13 protein-coding genes, 1 tRNA gene and 2 pseudogenes are annotated in these 16,973 nt (G+C 38.1%); 9 read left to right on the forward strand and 7 right to left on the reverse strand.

Features of this window, described 5'->3' with window-relative positions; genetic code table 11:
- From BUB87_RS09830 to BUB87_RS09840, 3 genes are all read right to left on the reverse strand, one after another.
- On the reverse strand, positions 1–261 hold a 261-nt coding region (locus BUB87_RS09830), incomplete at its 3' end, for a transposase (protein WP_200792804.1).
- A 275-nt stretch (positions 262–536) separates the two neighbouring features.
- Positions 537–610 (reverse strand) — tRNA-Arg (locus BUB87_RS09835).
- An 85-nt stretch (positions 611–695) separates the two neighbouring features.
- A complete protein-coding gene (locus BUB87_RS09840) occupies positions 696–1,154 on the reverse strand; it encodes a metal-dependent transcriptional regulator (RefSeq protein ID WP_073344785.1) in 459 nt (152 codons plus the stop codon).
- Positions 1,155–1,301: 147 nt separating this feature from the next.
- On the opposite strand from BUB87_RS09840, the gene BUB87_RS09845 reads away from it, so the two are divergent.
- A complete protein-coding gene (locus tag BUB87_RS09845; RefSeq protein WP_073344787.1) occupies positions 1,302–2,609 on the forward strand; it encodes an Nramp family divalent metal transporter in 1,308 nt (435 codons plus the stop codon).
- 3 nt (positions 2,610–2,612) lie between these two features.
- Here the strand turns inward: BUB87_RS09845 and BUB87_RS09850 are convergent, their stop codons facing one another.
- The 3 genes and pseudogenes from BUB87_RS09850 to BUB87_RS15090 all read right to left on the reverse strand — a co-directional run bounded on the left by BUB87_RS09850 (position 2,613) and on the right by BUB87_RS15090 (position 5,315).
- Positions 2,613–3,989, reverse strand: coding sequence for an ammonium transporter (locus BUB87_RS09850; protein ID WP_456059097.1), 1,377 nt, complete (start codon positions 3,987–3,989; stop codon positions 2,613–2,615).
- Positions 3,990–4,088: 99 nt separating this feature from the next.
- Entirely contained in the window at positions 4,089–4,946 is an 858-nt protein-coding gene (locus BUB87_RS09855; RefSeq protein ID WP_073344790.1) for a polysaccharide deacetylase family protein, read from the reverse strand.
- Between the two features lie 166 nt (positions 4,947–5,112).
- Positions 5,113–5,315 (reverse strand): annotated as a pseudogene (locus tag BUB87_RS15090) (DUF6951 family protein).
- Positions 5,316–5,492: 177 nt separating this feature from the next.
- Here BUB87_RS15090 and BUB87_RS09860 point away from each other — a divergent pair.
- The 8 genes and pseudogenes from BUB87_RS09860 to BUB87_RS14160 all read left to right on the forward strand — a co-directional run bounded on the left by BUB87_RS09860 (position 5,493) and on the right by BUB87_RS14160 (position 15,037).
- Positions 5,493–6,113: a beta/alpha barrel domain-containing protein gene (locus BUB87_RS09860; protein ID WP_407641839.1), complete on the forward strand. Its 621-nt coding sequence runs from the start codon at positions 5,493–5,495 to the stop codon at positions 6,111–6,113.
- Positions 6,114–6,212: 99 nt separating this feature from the next.
- Positions 6,213–7,181: a YveK family protein gene (locus tag BUB87_RS09865; RefSeq protein ID WP_073344795.1), complete on the forward strand. Its 969-nt coding sequence runs from the start codon at positions 6,213–6,215 to the stop codon at positions 7,179–7,181.
- A gap of 36 nt (positions 7,182–7,217) precedes the next feature.
- Positions 7,218–7,550, forward strand: a pseudogene (locus BUB87_RS09870) (class I SAM-dependent methyltransferase); the annotation flags it as partial.
- 222 nt (positions 7,551–7,772) lie between these two features.
- Complete coding sequence (locus tag BUB87_RS09875; RefSeq protein ID WP_073344801.1) at positions 7,773–10,964, forward strand: ribonucleoside triphosphate reductase; 3,192 nt, start codon at positions 7,773–7,775, stop codon at positions 10,962–10,964.
- The gene (locus tag BUB87_RS09880; protein ID WP_073344803.1) at positions 10,961–11,647 is read left to right on the forward strand and encodes an anaerobic ribonucleoside-triphosphate reductase activating protein; all 687 of its coding nucleotides are present in this window, start codon (positions 10,961–10,963) and stop codon (positions 11,645–11,647) included. The genes BUB87_RS09875 and BUB87_RS09880 overlap by 4 nt, the downstream gene beginning before the upstream one ends.
- 82 nt (positions 11,648–11,729) lie before the next feature.
- Positions 11,730–12,833 (forward strand): metallophosphoesterase family protein, encoded by a 1,104-nt coding sequence (locus BUB87_RS09885; protein ID WP_073344807.1) that lies wholly within the window; start codon positions 11,730–11,732, stop codon positions 12,831–12,833.
- A gap of 5 nt (positions 12,834–12,838) precedes the next feature.
- A complete protein-coding gene (locus BUB87_RS09890; protein ID WP_073344808.1) occupies positions 12,839–14,794 on the forward strand; it encodes an ATP-binding protein in 1,956 nt (651 codons plus the stop codon).
- Between the two features lie 30 nt (positions 14,795–14,824).
- Positions 14,825–15,037: a hypothetical protein gene (locus BUB87_RS14160; protein ID WP_143156670.1), complete on the forward strand. Its 213-nt coding sequence runs from the start codon at positions 14,825–14,827 to the stop codon at positions 15,035–15,037.
- Positions 15,038–15,127: 90 nt separating this feature from the next.
- Here the strand turns inward: BUB87_RS14160 and BUB87_RS09895 are convergent, their stop codons facing one another.
- Entirely contained in the window at positions 15,128–16,807 is a 1,680-nt protein-coding gene (locus BUB87_RS09895; RefSeq protein WP_073344811.1) for a fibronectin type III domain-containing protein, read from the reverse strand.
- Between the last annotated feature and the right edge of the window lie 166 nt (positions 16,808–16,973).

Here is a 16,973-nt window from a genome sequence, read left to right on the forward strand (position 1 = left end):
TCTATCACGTGGAATATCAATTTCCATTTCACCAAATTGAGTTTTTACAGTCTTTTGAGTATATCCATTTCTTGAGTTTGGAGTATCTTTATCTTTCTTCTCATACTTTTCATATCCAAGCTCTGTAGAAAGCTCTGCTTCAAGCATTTCTTGGATAGTATCTTTAAAAAGGTTTTTTAATGACGCATAAAGGTCTGGAATAGATTGAATATTGTTTTCACTGATGAAATTTTTTAATTGTTCCTTTGTCAAAATTGACATTTTTAAAAACCTCCTTCTCGGTTTGTTTTATTTTTGAATTCTTACCAAGAAAGAGGTTTTTAATCATTTTACACAAAATTTTTTACAGTCTCGAGAAAAAAACAGAGGAAACTTCGATGACCATTGCGAAGTTTCCTCTGTACAAAAATCAGATGATATATCGCTTTTCTTTTGCTTTTTTATTTTGCGATTTTGGGATGCCCCTCTTTTTTGTAATGACTTCGTACATCGGTAGAGTTTCAGGCCTTGAAAACTTGCAACCCGCTTAAATAGAGTGCGCCCGGAGGGATTCGAACCCCCGACCACCTGATTCGTAGTCAGATACTCTGTCCAACTGAGCTACGGGCGCATTTTTTACTTTCTCTTAACACCATTTATAGTATACCCTAAAAAAATAAAGTTGTAAACAGCTAATTTTTGATTTTACTTTTTATTTATTTTAGATATTCTTTCAACATATTTTTAATTTCAGGGTGATTATCAAAAAAAGATATAAGCTTATCGAGCTTTTTTAATGTGTGATTACTGATTGTATGTTCTATTTTTTCAGTTTCTTCCAGGAGCTCATCAGTGATATCTAAAAGGCGTAAAAATTTTTCGATGATGTCATGGCGCTTTAATAAGGCCCTACCGATTTGATACCCTTTTTCTGTCAATGTGATGATGCCGTATTTTTTATAGTCTATCAGGTTTAGCTCGGATAATTTTTGTACCATTTTTGTAGCAGAAGGTGGCTGTACATTTAGAGCAGCGGCTAATTCGTTTATGCGTGTATAAGTCGCATTATCACAGAGACGGCATATCATTTCAAGATAGTCTTCCATTGAAGCGGTGAGCATATTGTCTTCTTTTTTCATATATTCGCGAAAAGTATAAAATTCATCTTCCATCATATATGTCCACCTACCAGATTTTATATAACTTTATTTATGTATATGTGTAACCATTAAATATTAATATTCATATTTTACATTAGGTAAAAATTTTAGCGTCGGTTAAATTAGTTAGCATAATCAAAATGTTTAAAAAGGTAGGTGGATATGATGATAAATAATGAAAATCAAAGTGGATTATATGAGAGATTAAGATTGCAGCCCTCGATTGTATGCTATTTAAATAAAATTGGAGAATCAATAAAGAAGTTTCAGCTTATAAAATACTTGGGCCCTGCGTTTGTAGTCAGTGTTGCCTACATTGATCCAGGTAATTTTGCCACCAATATCAGTGCAGGTTCTGCATTTAATTACAGCCTTATATGGGTGATTTTATGGAGCAATATCATGGCCATTTTTCTGCAGATCATATCGGCAAAATTGGGCATAGTTACAGGCTATAATCTACCTCAGATGTGTAGCAAAGTATTTTCCAAAAAAGTTAACTGGTTTCTATGGATAGTTGCTGAGCTGGCGGCAATTGCTACCACACTTGCAGAATTTTTGGGTGGGGCATTAGGTTTATACCTCCTCTTTAAAACGCCCCTTATATATGCAGGTTTGCTGACAGGTATGATAACATTTTTAATAACATATATGGAAAAATACGGGCAGAGAGTTGTGGAACTGGTTATTTCCTTGCTTGTCGGAGTTATTTGTATTGCCTACGGATTAGAGCTGTTTCTTGCGAAACCTGACTGGGTGCAGATAGGTATACACACTTTCATACCTACCCTGGAAAATGGCGGTGCCGTCTTGATAGCAGTTGGAATGCTTGGGGCGACGGTCATGCCCCATGTGATATTTTTGCATTCCCAGCTTGTTCAATGCAGAAACAATGATAAAAATGATGAATACAGAAGAAGGCACCTTCAAATGGAAAAAATAGATGTTATTATAGCTATGAATATCGCCTTTATCGTAAATGCAGCTATGGTCATAGTTTCTGCAGCAATTTTTTATAGCAAAGGCGTACAGGTTGATACTATTGAACAGGCCCATGAATCTTTAAAGCCTCTACTGGGTCCCATGTCCAGTGTGGCTTTTGCCGTAGCGCTGTTGGCTTCAGGTTTTTCATCCTCAGCAGTGGGCACCATGGCGGGAGAGACAGTGATGGATGGGTTTATAGAGGTAAAGATACCCCTTCTGGTGAGGAGATTGATTACTATGGTTCCAGCCATAGTTATAATTAGCTCGGGTATAAATCCAATGAAAGCGTTGATTATAAGTCAGGTTTCATTGAGCTTTGCGTTGCCTGCAGCTATTATACCACTTATGTTGGTTACAGGGCGAGAAGATATAATGGGCAAATTTGTCAATCGACCACTTACAAAACTTTTTGGATGGTTGACAACAGGGATTATTATTGGTTTAAATTGTCTGTTGTTATTTTTGACCTTCAATGGGGGTGTATAGTGCCTATATAGCTTCTTCCTCTAAGTCAGTTAGATAATTTACTTTGTTTATGTTGTTGGTATCAGGATATGCCTCTTCTCCGTGCTGTGTAAGGTCTAATCCCAATTCTTCGTCTTCTTCGCTTAACCTGATCTGCGTAAACAATGATATGGCCTTGATTAATATAAATGAAGTTACAGCAGCAAAGGCGTATGTGGCCACAACGCTTATAAATTGTATCAATAGTTGATGTGGATTGCCAAAGAACAAACCGTTGGTCCCTGCAGGATTAACGGTCTTTGAGGCAAATAAGCCTGTAGCTATGGCACCCCATGTACCGCCTATACCGTGCATGCCAAAGGCATCCAGTGAGTCATCGTAACCCAGACGGTATTTCATTATGTTTACGGTATAGTAACATAATACACCGCTTACCAATCCTATGATGATGGATGATAGTGGACTTACAAATCCTGCGGCAGGGGTTATGGCTACTAAACCAGCTATTGCACCGCTGGCTGCCCCAAACAAAGTAGGCTTATTGGTCCTTATCCATTCTACAAACATCCAGCTTAATGACGACATAGCAGCAGCTGTATTTGTGGTTATGAAGGCATTTACAGCTATTCCATTAGCGGATAATGCACTACCAGCGTTAAAGCCAAACCAACCAAACCAGAGTATTGCCGCGCCTAAAACTACCATTGGAATGTTGTGGGGAATCATAGGCTCTTTGCCGTAATGGCGCCTTTTACCAAGTACCAGTGCCAGTACAAGACCCGAAACACCTGAGCTTATATGCACCACATTACCACCTGCAAAATCCAGTGCGCCTAATGACCTGAGCCAACCACCATTTCCCCACACCCAATGGGCTAGTGGAGAATATACCAAAAGGCTCCACAATGTGATAAATATAAGGAAAGGCTTAAACCTCATGCGTTCAGCAAATGCACCTGTAATAAGGGCAGGTGTTATTATGGCAAACATCATCTGATATGCGGCGAATGCCATATGTGGGATGGTCGAAGCGTAGTCAGGATTTGGTTTTAATCCTACGCCGTTTAAACCAAACCATTTAAGACTGCCAATAATATGTCCTTTATCAGGGCCAAAGGATAAAGAATAACCCAACAGCACCCATAGTACAGAAATCAAAGCTATAATGATAAAGCTTTGCATCATGGTACCAAGGACATTTTTTCGCCTGACCATGCCGCCGTAAAACAGAGCAAGTCCTGGTGTCATAAACATGACAAGAGCCGCAGATATGAGTATAAATGCTGTATCACCTGTGTTTATCAAAGGTATCACTCCTTCTCTTAATAAAAATAAAAAGTCCATAAAAGGTATACTATACCTTTTATGGACTTCGATGTCCTTATGAACACCATCGTTCAAAAGTTATCTCTATTATATTATGATGCTATGTTATTGTCAATACCTTTATTCGATGATGCTTTTGTTAATTAGCGCATTATCTTTTTTCGGCCTTTTCAATTAATTTTTTCTATAATATCTGGTCAATTCATGGATAAATTTTCTATGGCTGTACCTTCCCATAATACGTATGCGTTTTAATGCATAGGGATCTGCATTGGAAAAATTAATACCCTGTTTTGTAGTTACTGCAACCTTAAATCCGGCTTTTTTTACGAAATCTTCTACTGTCTTGTTATAGCTTCCATATGGATAGGAGAACGTCAATACGGGCTTACCCAGGGCTTTTTCCAACGCTTTTTTGGATTCTATTATTTCTCTTTCGGCTTGATACGGTTTTATTTTTGCAAGGTGAGGGTGATTCATAGTATGAGCTCCTATGGTTATGCCGTTGGCGTCCAGCTCTTTTATTTCCGCCCAGGTGAGCATTTTGTTTACGGGTTGTACACCTCTTCTTACGTCAAAAAAATTGGTTTTTCCTACGGAGTTTACTACCACAAATATCGTAGCTGTAAAATGGTATTTTTTTAATATCGGATATGCATACTTATAGTTGTCTTCGTAGCCATCGTCAAAAGTTATCACTACTGGATTTGACGGCAATGATTTTTTGTGCTGCCAATAATCTACCACATCTTCCAATGATACAGTGTGATATCTGTTGTTATAGAGGTATTGCATCTGCCAGGCAAAATCTTTTGGCCTTACCCTCAATCCCAATCCTCCTGCTTTATAGCTTGGACTTACCTTGTGATACATGAGAACAGGTATGCCATCAGAAGGAGAAAATTGTTTATCCAATGTCTTCGTATCACAGTTTGATAATTTTAAATAAAAGAAACCTGTTGCTAGCAACGTAACCGTAACTAACAAAAAAACAAGAATGACGATTTTATAGTTGAGGTTCCTGTGGTGCATAATATTCCTCCATTATGTCTTCATCCGTATGCTTCAGGAAAAAAGGTGTACCTAAGAAAATCAACATAATATATTATGGCATCTATTTTATAATTTAACAATAAATTATGTATAAAATTCATAAAAAATTAATAAAGACCTAGACGTATTTGCCAGGTCTTTATGGCTATTCTCTTTCAATTTTTATGTGGCAATCTTTGGGTAGCGCCAAACCTGCTTTAGTTTCAATGGCTTTTAATATACCTGAATATACTGGACAGGTAAGGTGTGGTACATATCAATTTTTACATTTTGCATATCTTCACTGCTGGCATGTATGATTATAGGAAATCCACAAATGCCGGGATCAATAGTAACTTTTGTTATAATTAAAACCTCCTAAAAAAGATTTTTTTTAAAAAGATTTTTAACAAAAATGTAGAATATAATTAATAAAGTATTGTACAGAAATATTTGTATTCCTTTAAAAAATAAAATAAATTAAAGGAGATGAGCGCTGTGAATAGTACATTTGCTCCTGAGATTACTTCGTTATTGAGACAGAAAATGGTGAAGGTGCCTGAGGTCATCAATCACGCATCGGGAATCAAAATTTTCGGGAAACTTATAAAATCCCTTGTATTTTCTACAGATATCGCCATTATAAGAAATACAAATGCCAATGCTGTAATTGCCGTATATCCTTTTACGCCACAACCCATCATTACTCACGCCATAATGATGGCATCAGATTTACCTGTTTTTTGCGGCGTGGGAGGTGGGCAAACCCAAGGCCAGAGGGTTATAAATCTGGCTCTTGATGCGGAATTTCAAGGTGCTATAGGAGTTGTGGTAAATGCCCTTACCCCCAATGAGACTATAAGGAAGATGAGGGAAACTATTGACATACCTATTGTGGTAACTATTATATCTGAAAAGGATGATGTAAAAGGTAGATTAGAGGCTGGTGCTACAATACTCAATATATCCGGTGCTAAAAATACGCCGGATATTGTAAAAAAAATACGAGAAGAATACCCGCAAATACCTATTATTGCTACAGGTGGTCCTACTGATGAAACTATAATGAGAACCATTGAAGCGGGTGCCAATGCCATAACTTATACGCCTCCAACTACAGCTGAGATTTTTTCGGAAATAATGGATGGATATAGAAAGGTAAGGTAAATAATTCTTGCATTTTGATGTTATAAAATTTAAAATATATTATGTTATTGCATTGCAGAGATAAATTTAAGGTGAAAGGGAAAGTGGAGGAGGATAACTGTGGAAGAAGAAATTTCATTAAGAGAGGTCATAGAGATTGTTTGGAAGGGTAGAAATATAATTGCTATAATCACAATTATAACTACTCTCTTTTCGGCTTTTTTAAGCTTTTTTATTATAAAACCTACATATGAGGCATCTACAAAAATTGCAGTAACATCTATTATACCATCAACGGGTTTTTTTGGCTCGAATACCACAATAATAATGTCAAATAATGGGAATAATTCAAATAAAATCAATGTTTATAATGATGAGATAGATAAAGATTTGTCATCGCTTTTGTCTTCATTATTAAAGTATCCTGATATGACAATTGATGCTTTTAAAGAAGAGGTAACAAATCCCGTTGTATTACAAAATACAATAAATCAATTAGAATTAAACAATAAAAAATACACTATTGATTATTTAAAATCGCATATTGATGTTACATTAATAGATAAGACCAATTTAATCGACATAACTGTAAAAGAAAATGACCCGAGATTGGCAGTTAAGATAGCTGATACAGTAGCGGAGAAGTTTAGAGAGTATATAACAACCATAAATAACAAACAAACGGATAAGTTGATGGTTACTTTAGATCAATTAATTAAGCTTCAAAATGAAAAAATTGATAAAGCTACTAATGAACTTAATGAGGCTATAAATACAAACAACGAAATATTGATAAACGAAAAGCAAACAAGATTAGATTTACTAAAAAAATCAAGAGATATTATGATAGAAAAATATAACATGTTAGAATTAGTTAAAGCTTCTAAGTTAGGAGAACAAAGTGTTTTAATAACAAGTAAAGCGCTAATTCCTGAAAAACCTGTATCACCTAAGAAATTATTGAATATAGTAATTGCTTTTATATTAGGTATTATGGTAAGTATATTTATCGTATTTTTTATAGAATACTGGAAAAACTCAAATACCAGAATATATTCTGGAAATAAGAATACGAGTGGTATTGGATAATTTTTTACCTGTTATAATCCTAATGTATGTACTGGAGCGGGTAAAATGGCCGAGGCCCTGGCTTTATATGGATATAAAGTCGTATCTATTGAATACGATAGGAGCGTGCTTGAAAGAACAAGACAGAGACTGAGAGAGGCAGGCATAGATAATATTTTATTTGTCAATGGCGATGCCCACAAGATGCCTTTTTTAGATAATACTTTTGATGCGGTTGTTACGTATAATGCTATGCATCACATGAATGATTATAAAAAAGTGCTGGATGAAATGATGAGAGTATGCAAAAATGAAGGTAAATTGCTTATTACCGAGTTAAATCAAAGAGGCAAAGAGAGAGTAGCAAAAATGCATTTACAAAAAAGATAGCGTAGCTATTGTACTGCCCGGCTAATCAATGATGGGATAACTTGCCATCCCGTTATTGATTAGCCGGGCAATTTACTATTTCACAATGATTTTTTACAGACGTTTACATTGACGGCAATAAATGAACTTCCCAGATATTTACCTTGTTTTTTGCGCTGTTTGGTTGTAAAATATCTTGTGTAGTTGCTAAAAATCTATACTATATATTGGGGGTATACAGCTGTGATTACATATATTAGAAAAAGAGATGGGTCTATTGTCCCTTTTGAAGGCGATAAAATAGAGCAGGCTATATTTAAAGCTGCGAAGGCAGTAGGGGGAGATGATAGGAGTATAGCCCATAATTTGGCTGTACAGGTCATAAGTATTCTTGAACAGAAATATAATAATGCCATACCGTCGGTTGAAGATGTGCAGGATATCGTAGAAAAAGTCCTGATAGAAAACGGTCATGCCAAAACGGCAAAGGCCTATATATTATACAGAAAGCAGCATCAGGATATCAGAGAATTTAAAAAGTTATTTTTAGATATAGAGGAGACGGTTGATCAATACATCGGTAAGGTAGACTGGAGGATAAACGAAAACAGCAACATGGGTTTTTCCCTCCAGGGGCTCAACAATCACATATCCACCACGGTGATTTCAAAGTACTGGCTTAACAAGATATATCCGAAAGAGGTGAGAGATGCTCACGTCAACGGGGATTTTCACATCCATGACCTTGGCCTCTTGTCTGTATATTGCTGCGGCTGGGATCTGAAAGATTTATTGTTAAGCGGCTTTACTGGAGTCGAAGGGAAAGTAGCCAGTAAGCCTCCAAAGCACTTCAGGACGGCTCTGGGGCAGATTGTGAACTTCTTTTATACTCTCCAAGGAGAAGCAGCTGGAGCTCAGGCATTTTCCAACTTTGATACATATCTGGCGCCGTTTATATATTATGACGGTTTGACATATAAAGAAGTCAAACAAGCCATGCAGGAATTCATATTCAACCTTAATGTTCCTACCAGGGTAGGTTTTCAGACGCCTTTTGTCAATATAACTATGGACCTGGTGGTACCAGGTATAATGGCCGATGAACCTGTGATAATTGGCGGACAGCTTATGGACAGGACATACAAAGAATTTCAAAAAGAGATGGATATGCTCAACACAGCTTTTGCGGAGGTAATGATGGAAGGAGATGCCAGCGGTCGCATATTTACATTTCCGATTCCCACTTACAATATTACGAAAGAATTCGACTGGGATAGCCCTGTAGTTGATAAAGTAATGGAGATGACAGCAAAATACGGCCTCCCTTATTTCAGTAATTTTATAAACAGCGACATGAAGCCTGAGGATGCGCGCTCGATGTGTTTACATCCGGATGAAATGATGATTGTGAAAATCGATGGTAGAGTTGTTAGAACAACAATTGGCGATCTTGCTCAGACCTATGTAGAAAAATATGATGATGAAGGGTGGGCAGAAGCTACTTCTAATTTACAGGCGCTGACTTTAAATCCTGATACTTATAAGGTCGAGTGGAAAAATATAAAAAGATTTTTTAGAATGTATGATAATTGTATGGTAACGATAGAAACATACGATGGCAAAAAGATAAGGGTATCCAGAGATCATCCTGTTGCAGTATATACGGAAGAGGGAATAACTTATAAGAAAGCATCAGATGTAAATGAAAAAGATATACTTTTAGTTCTAAGAAAAGCGGATGATGCTTTAAATCATGAAGATATATATATAGATGAATATAAAGTAGATGAAGACATGGCATTTTTAATGGGCTTTTTTATAGCTGATGGCAATTATTTATATGATCCCAGAGAAGAATTTTCTTCTTATCAAAAAGAGCGAGGCATCCAGTTTACGTTTAATGACGATGACATTGATCTTATTGAAAGGGTAAAAGATATAGTATATAGAAAGTTCCACTACGTTATGAAATTTAAGAAAGATCCGCGCTATGACCATTCTTTATACGGTTATTTCTACAATACAGAAATTGCGAGAATGTTCTCGAATAGTGGATTGAGAAAGTATGGTGGAGTACCTGACATCATCTTCAATGCCAGAAAGGAAATAATTAAAAGTTTTCTTGAAGGTATCTTTGCAGGAGATGGATATGACAGGGGTAAAGAGCTTCATATAAATGACCAGAAACTTGCGGAAGATTTGGTATTGCTATATTCTCTTATTGGTGAGCCAACAACAATAAGATATAGAGAAAGCAGTCAGACAATAAGACTTCAGCATCCATTTTATAATAAAGACGCGATGGTTTGTAAAAGTTCAATAGATAGAACAAATGCACATACAGAGGAAAGCATGAAAATTTTGTCAAGTGATATAGCCCTCGTTAAAGTAAAATCGATAAAGCTCGAGAATCTAGCATATGAGCAAGACTTTTACGACATAGAGCTTGAAGAAAATCATTACTTTGTTCACTCTCTTGGGAACATAACCCATAATTGTTGCCGCCTTCGTTTGGATAACAGAGAGCTGAGGAAGCGCGGGGGAGGACTTTTTGGCGCCAATCCTCTGACAGGATCTATTGGTGTCGTTACGATAAATATGCCCAGGATAGGATATCTATCCAAGACAAAAGAGGAATTTTTGTCAAGGGTGGAAAGGCTCATGGACATAGCCAGGACCAGCCTTGAGATAAAGCGCGAGGTTCTGGAGAGGTTGACCCAAGAGGGGCTATACCCGTATGCCAGGTTCTACTTGAGGGATATATACAAGAGGTTTGGCTCTTACTGGAAGAACCACTTCAATACTATAGGGCTTATAGGTATGAATGAAGCTCTTCTGAACTTCATGGGTGTCGGTATAGCGTCGGAAGAAGGGCGATCCTTTGCATTAGAAGTATTGGACTTCATGAGGGAGAAGTTAAGACAGTATCAGGAAGAAACAGGTGTACTTTACAATCTGGAAGCGTCACCGGCAGAAGGTGCATCATATAGACTGGCTAAAAAAGACAAAGAGATGTATCCCGGGATTATCACATGCGGTCAGGATGAGCCGTATTACACTAATTCTACCCAACTCCCTGTAGATTTTACAGACGACATATTTACGGCGCTGGACCTTCAGGAAGAATTACAATGCAAATACACAGGAGGCACAGTATTGCACGGCTTTATAGGCGAGAGGATAAGCGACGTATCCACGTGCAAGGCTTTGGTTAAGAAGATTGCATATAATTACAAAATACCGTATTATACTATTACGCCAACTTTTTCTGTCTGCAACGAGCATGGCTATATTGCAGGGGAGCATTTTACATGCCCATACTGTGGGAAAGACTGTGAGGTCTACAGCAGGGTGGTTGGTTATTACAGGCCGGTGCAGTGCTGGAATAACGGCAAAAAAGAGGAATTCAAGGATAGGAAGGAATTTGCTGTATGATATATGATTACATGCCTGTATCCACAGTAGATTATCCTGGTAAAATCGCGACGACGGTGTTTATAAGTGGATGTAATTTTCGCTGTCCTTACTGTCATAATAGCTCTATTATTGTGCCAAAGCCGGCTCGCTATAGTCCTGAAGACATTTTGAGGTATTTAGCGAGGAGAAAAAATCTGATAGATGGTGTGTGCATCACCGGTGGAGAACCTACGCTGTGGAAGGGGTTGAAAAGCCTGATGGCTCAAATAAAGTCATCAGGCTTTTCCGTAAAGCTGGATACTAATGGTTCAAGGCCGGATGTACTGGAGGATATAATTGCAAAAGGGCTGGTAGATTACATCGCCATGGACGTAAAAGCGCCGCTCGAGGGTTATAGAACCTTTTTGACACGAGTAAGTGACGTTGAAAAGGTGTGTATAAGCGTAGATATGATTAAGGCTGCTGGAATTGACTATGAGTTCAGGACCACCGTGCATCCCAAATTGCTTAGCATTGATGACATAAAAAAGATAGGGTCGTGGCTTAAAGGGGCCAAAAAATATGTTTTACAGGGATACCGATACAGCCCTGATATACTGGATCCCGAATTTTGTGGTAGAGAATTTTGCGAAAGAGCGTATTTGGATAAAGCAAAGGAAGCCGTTGATGAGTATTTCGAGCAGGTGATAATAAGGGAATGAGTATATGTTTTTGCACAGGAAAGATTATGCTTATTATGGTATAATGTACCTGGAGAGTATTATAGAGGGGGATTAGCTTGTTATGGCGTTAAAGATTGCTCACATGGCTGATGTTCATCTTGATTCGGACTTCTTGGGGCTGCCGCCCCATCTTGCAGCCGTTCGCCGGGGGGATATGATAAAATCCTTTGATAGAGCTATAGATGTAATAAAAGCTGAAAGAGCTGATATATTGATAATTGCAGGTGATCTGTTTGAAGAACAATCGGTTTTAAAAAGTACAATAAATCACGTATCGTCAAAGCTGGGAGAACTCTATCCTGTTCCCGTATTTATAGCTCCAGGCAACCATGATCCTCATACTCATAAATCATATTACAGGATATGGGATTGGCCTGATAATGTACATATTTTTGATCAAAATCTATATAGATTTGATATAGATGCACTGAACGTTTCTGTGTATGGGAAGGGCTTTGATAGACCTTATATAAAAGAGCCTGCCCTGGATGGCTTTAAAGTGGAAGACAGCAGCAGGGTAAATATCATGGCCATCCATGGCGATATAGGTGAAGAGAGCATTTATAATCCCATAAGGTTGAAAGATATAGAAAACTCTGGCCTTGCTTACCTGGCATTGGGCCATATACATACCCGCACAGGGCTTAAGCGCACGGGAAAGACCAGCTGGTGCTATCCGGGCAACATCGAGGGAAGGGATTTTGGTGAATGCGGTCCGAGGGGGTTTGTCATGTGCACTCTGGAGGGAAATCAATGTAGCCTGGAATTTTTCCCTGTAAACACCAGAGAGTATACGGTTGTGGATATAGATATAACTGATATGCCTGAAGTTCAAGAAATAGTACAAAGAGTAGAGCAATATTGTAGAAATAATGTGATATTGAGGGTTTTTTTAAAAGGTGTTGTAGAAGAGCAGTACAAAGAGGGGATAAACATACCTTTTATAGTGGACCAGTTGAATAGGAGTTTAAAAGATGGGCTTTTTTATGTGGATATTGTGGATGAGACCGAGGTGGATATAGATCTTGATGCTCTTACAAAGGATGTAGGTATAAAGGGCCTTTATGCCAGAAAGATGAAGCAGATTTTGCAGGAAGCCCAGGAGGATGAAATAAGGGTTGTAAAAGAGGCATTAAGAATAGGTATAAAGGCATTGGGGGGATAAGGGCAATGAATATAGAAGAGCTTTATGTAAAATCCTTTGGCAAGTTGAGTGACGTGAAGATTAAATTATGTGACAATTTCAATGTCATCTACGGCCAAAATGAAAGTGGCAAGAGCACATTGATTGCGTTTATAAGGGCGATGCTTTACGGACTCAGTGAAAAGAAAAATAAGACGCCTGATAGGATAGCATATATGCCATGGGATGGCAGCGAAGCGGGAGGAGATATGGTACTGACATGCGCAGGCAAAAAGCTCAGGATTCACAGGACATTTGATAGAAATAACCACAGGAAAGATCAATGTCAGATTTCAGATATGATAAAGGGTGTTGAATTGAATTTAGACGGCGAGGACATAACAGGTTTGACGTTGAGCGCTTTTGACAGCACTGTTTTTATAAGGCAGTTATCTGTTACCAGGGTGGCAGACGAAAATAAAGACCTGTACAATAAGCTGGTAAATATGGCTCAAACCGGACAGGAGGACACTGATGCCGGGAATGCCCTTATATACTTGGAAGACCGCATAAAAGAACTTTCTGGAAGAAGAAAAGATGTGTCTATAAATAGCGTAATGGAGCGAAGGAATTTGCTTGAGAGAGAATTAAATGAGCTTATAAAACAACATCAGCTTATGATGGAAGATGAATCCCGCTTATTGGATCTTAAAGAAAGGTTAAGGGTATTGGAAGACGAGATAGATCAGCTGGATAAGATCAAGCCATCTTTAATGATGCTGGATGAATGGGAGAGAGATTTTTCAAAGCTAAAGCTCGAAATAGAAAAACTGGATGGCGAAATAAAGGAACTTGAAAAAACCTCTCTGAATGGATATAGAGAGGAATTGAAACAAAAGCAAAAAAAGTTAGATGAGTTGTTATCACAAAAAAGGTCCTATGTGGATGACCAAATATTAAAACGCTATGCGGGGTACTCCGTATACCTTACTTTGGGTATAGTACTTGCGGCAGCTGGTTTATTGGCTGCATTTCTCAACCCCCTGTTTTTTACTTTTTTAGCCATCGGTGCTATAGTGGCCTTTGTGGGTTATAAAGGCAGGAATAGGTATTACCAATTAATACAAATGAAACAGCAGGCAGAAGATCAGGAAGCTCTGGCAAAGCAGCTGATATTGGATATCGATAGTATAAAGGTCTTGATAAATGAAACGGAAACCAGATTGGGTCAGCTGAGGTTTGCTAAAGATGAAAAGGAGCAGCGCCTTCAAGAATTGAAAAAGCGCATAGATGATCTTATGGACAGCCTTTCTGCATACAACATGGTCATTGAATGGCGCTACAGTAATACCAGTAAAGGCTATGATCTTGATAGTATTATGGAATTGTCTTCTCAAAAGATAAAAGAAAAAGAGATGATAATAAGTCAAATTGCTTCCATAGATGAGCGCTGGAAAGATGGAGAGATTTTTAAAAGAATACCTGAGTTGAGGCAAGAGATAGATTTGCTGGATAGGCTTATAGAAAAGATGAATTTTGAGTATAAGGCTTTTAAACTGGCTTACGATGTGATGAGAAACTGCCTTGAAGAGGTTAACACGGATTTTACACCTCGCCTCATTAATAGGGCTGGTGAGATTATAAAGTCAATAACAGGAAGATATGATAGGGTAGGAATAGACAGCGAAAATTTGAAGTTATCTGTTATAGTTCCTGAATACAGTGTGTTTAAATCTCCTTTTGATTTAAGCGGTGGAACGGCGGATCAGATTTATCTTGGGTTTAGAATAGCATTGGCCGACGCAGCAGCTTCAGACAAAAATCCTCCACTTATTCTTGATGATGCGTTGGTTCAATATGACGATGAAAGGCTTAAAAATGCTTTGAGATTTTTGGTGGAGTATTCAAAAAAGCGCCAGGTCATCCTCTTTACATGCCATCGAAGAGAGATAGATATGCTTGAGGATTTATGCGATGGCGATATAAACATTATAGAGTTATGATTTGTAAAATTAAACAATTCAATATGAGAGGTGGGCTTATGGGGGGAGTATCTTATAGGTATCGACATCGGCACATCGGCCCGTAAGGTTAGTGTATTTGATGCTGATGGGGTTGTGGTCTTTTCTACGTCCAGGGCTTACAGCGTTTATTATCCTCATACAGGCGTTTTGCACTGGAATCTGTCAGGGGAGCCTTTAAGTTATACCAGACCCTGTCTTCTGTTAAAGGGAAAATCCTTTTGATGCCTGAGTAGAGAAAAGGCTCCGGAATAATCCGGAGCCTTTTGACCGATTAATTTATGATATATTAATTAAAGGGATGAAGGCAAATTGCTATTTTGTGAACATAAGCATGTTGGTGCTTTCGTCGTATTTATATGTGAAACCAAATAAGGTATTTAAGTCATCTGCCGATATCATGGTGTTTCCTTTTATGTTGAGTATGACATCAGGTAATGTTATTTTTTTGCCGTTTAAAGTGGCAGTTATGTCCTTTTGGGCTATTTGAACCGTATCTTTACCATATACTAAATCCACTTTGTTGTTACCTTTCCATGTCACGGTACCGCCTAAGTATTCGACAAAGGCCCTTACAGGTACGTACCATTTTCCATCTATCTTCTGAGGTCCTATGGACATGAACGGCTGTTGCAGCACATTGCCGTATATTACAAGCCTTGTGTTGTTGTATTTTGGAGGTATTACCGTTTGAGGTGTGTCTTTACCTGTTGCTTTATCTATGGTATATGTATCGATCAAAGTGCCATCCTGTTTTACCGCGTTTATGGTCAACTTATTGCCGTTTACCTCTACGACCAAATAATTAGGCTGATCCTGTGGATCATAGAAAAAGGCGTTCCATACTTTCTGTGATAGGTCAGGATAGTATTTGTTGCCGCTTCTGCCTGTAATGTAATATATGGTTCCCTTTGATGGACTGTCTACGAATTTATCGCCGTATATGGGGTATGTCCTGGCGACAGAGTGATCATGACCATTGAATACTACGTCTACATGGTATTTGTCAAATATAGACTGGAACGCTTTTTTGATATCTTCGTTGGTTCTTGTAGCTTTGCTATAATATGGAGTCTTGTGGAAAAATACGAGTTTCCAAGTCTTATTGGTATTTTTCAGGTCATTCTCAAGCCATGTCTTTTGGGCTTCTAATATATCTCCAGCGACAGTTTTTTCTTCTTCTTCCTGGCTGTCCAGCATTACAATGTGAGCATTACCGTAATCAAAAGAATATGTCTGTCCTTTAAGACCCTGGGGTCCATTTTGGGGCAGTGGGAACTGTGTTGTCCAGAATACCGGTTTTGTGGTATGCCAATCAGGTGGGTTGTAGGTTTCGTGATTTCCCTGGGTGGGCATAGCGGGAATGGTGTCGATTACGCCTTTGGCGGCGTCAAACCAGTTATTCCAGTGCACATAATATTGTCCCCATTCTACAAGGTCACCGACATTTACAAAGAATCTGGCATCGGGGTTTGCTTTAAAGGCATTTTGTATGGTTTTTTTCCACGGACCGTATTCGGGATCATATGGATTTCCGCTCTGGCTGTCTCCAAATACGAGGAATTTAAATTGCTGTGTATTTTGCGCTTCTGTGGTGAAGGTGTGGATATCACTCCAGTTGATGCCGTCACCTACCCTGTATATGTATGTGGCTCCTGGTTCTAAGCCTTCAATGTTGGCTATATGAAGATTCATCTTACCGAGATCTGACGTGAACTCTTTTTTGGTAGCATTTACTGATTTAGCGTTTTCGGGGAATTTATCTTTATCTGTTTCTTTTGCGTATTGGACTATACCTTTGTTAACGGTTGTGGATGTTCGCCATGTAATGGTTTGGGTGGTCATGGGGTTGTCTGTCCATGTAAGGGTTATGTGGTCAGGATTTACAGATGCCCCTAGCTGATATGATGTCTGCTCTGCGGCATTTATTGATGCCGGGATAAACAACAAGGCTGACATACAAACAACCAGGATCAGTGATAAAAGTTTTTTCATAATGACACTCCCTTCAATAATTTCTTTTATAAATAAAATACTATAGCAATATTAAGTGGCTATTAATCATAGGTAAATTAGGTTAAGAGTATGTTAATTATGAGTAAATAAATTTATTTAAATATTGTGATAAGGTTTACATTTCCAGAATCCAGTGCTATAATAA

Source organism: Caldanaerobius fijiensis DSM 17918 (assembly GCF_900129075.1).
GTDB classification, from domain to species: Bacteria; Bacillota; Thermoanaerobacteria; order Thermoanaerobacterales; family Caldanaerobiaceae; genus Caldanaerobius; species Caldanaerobius fijiensis.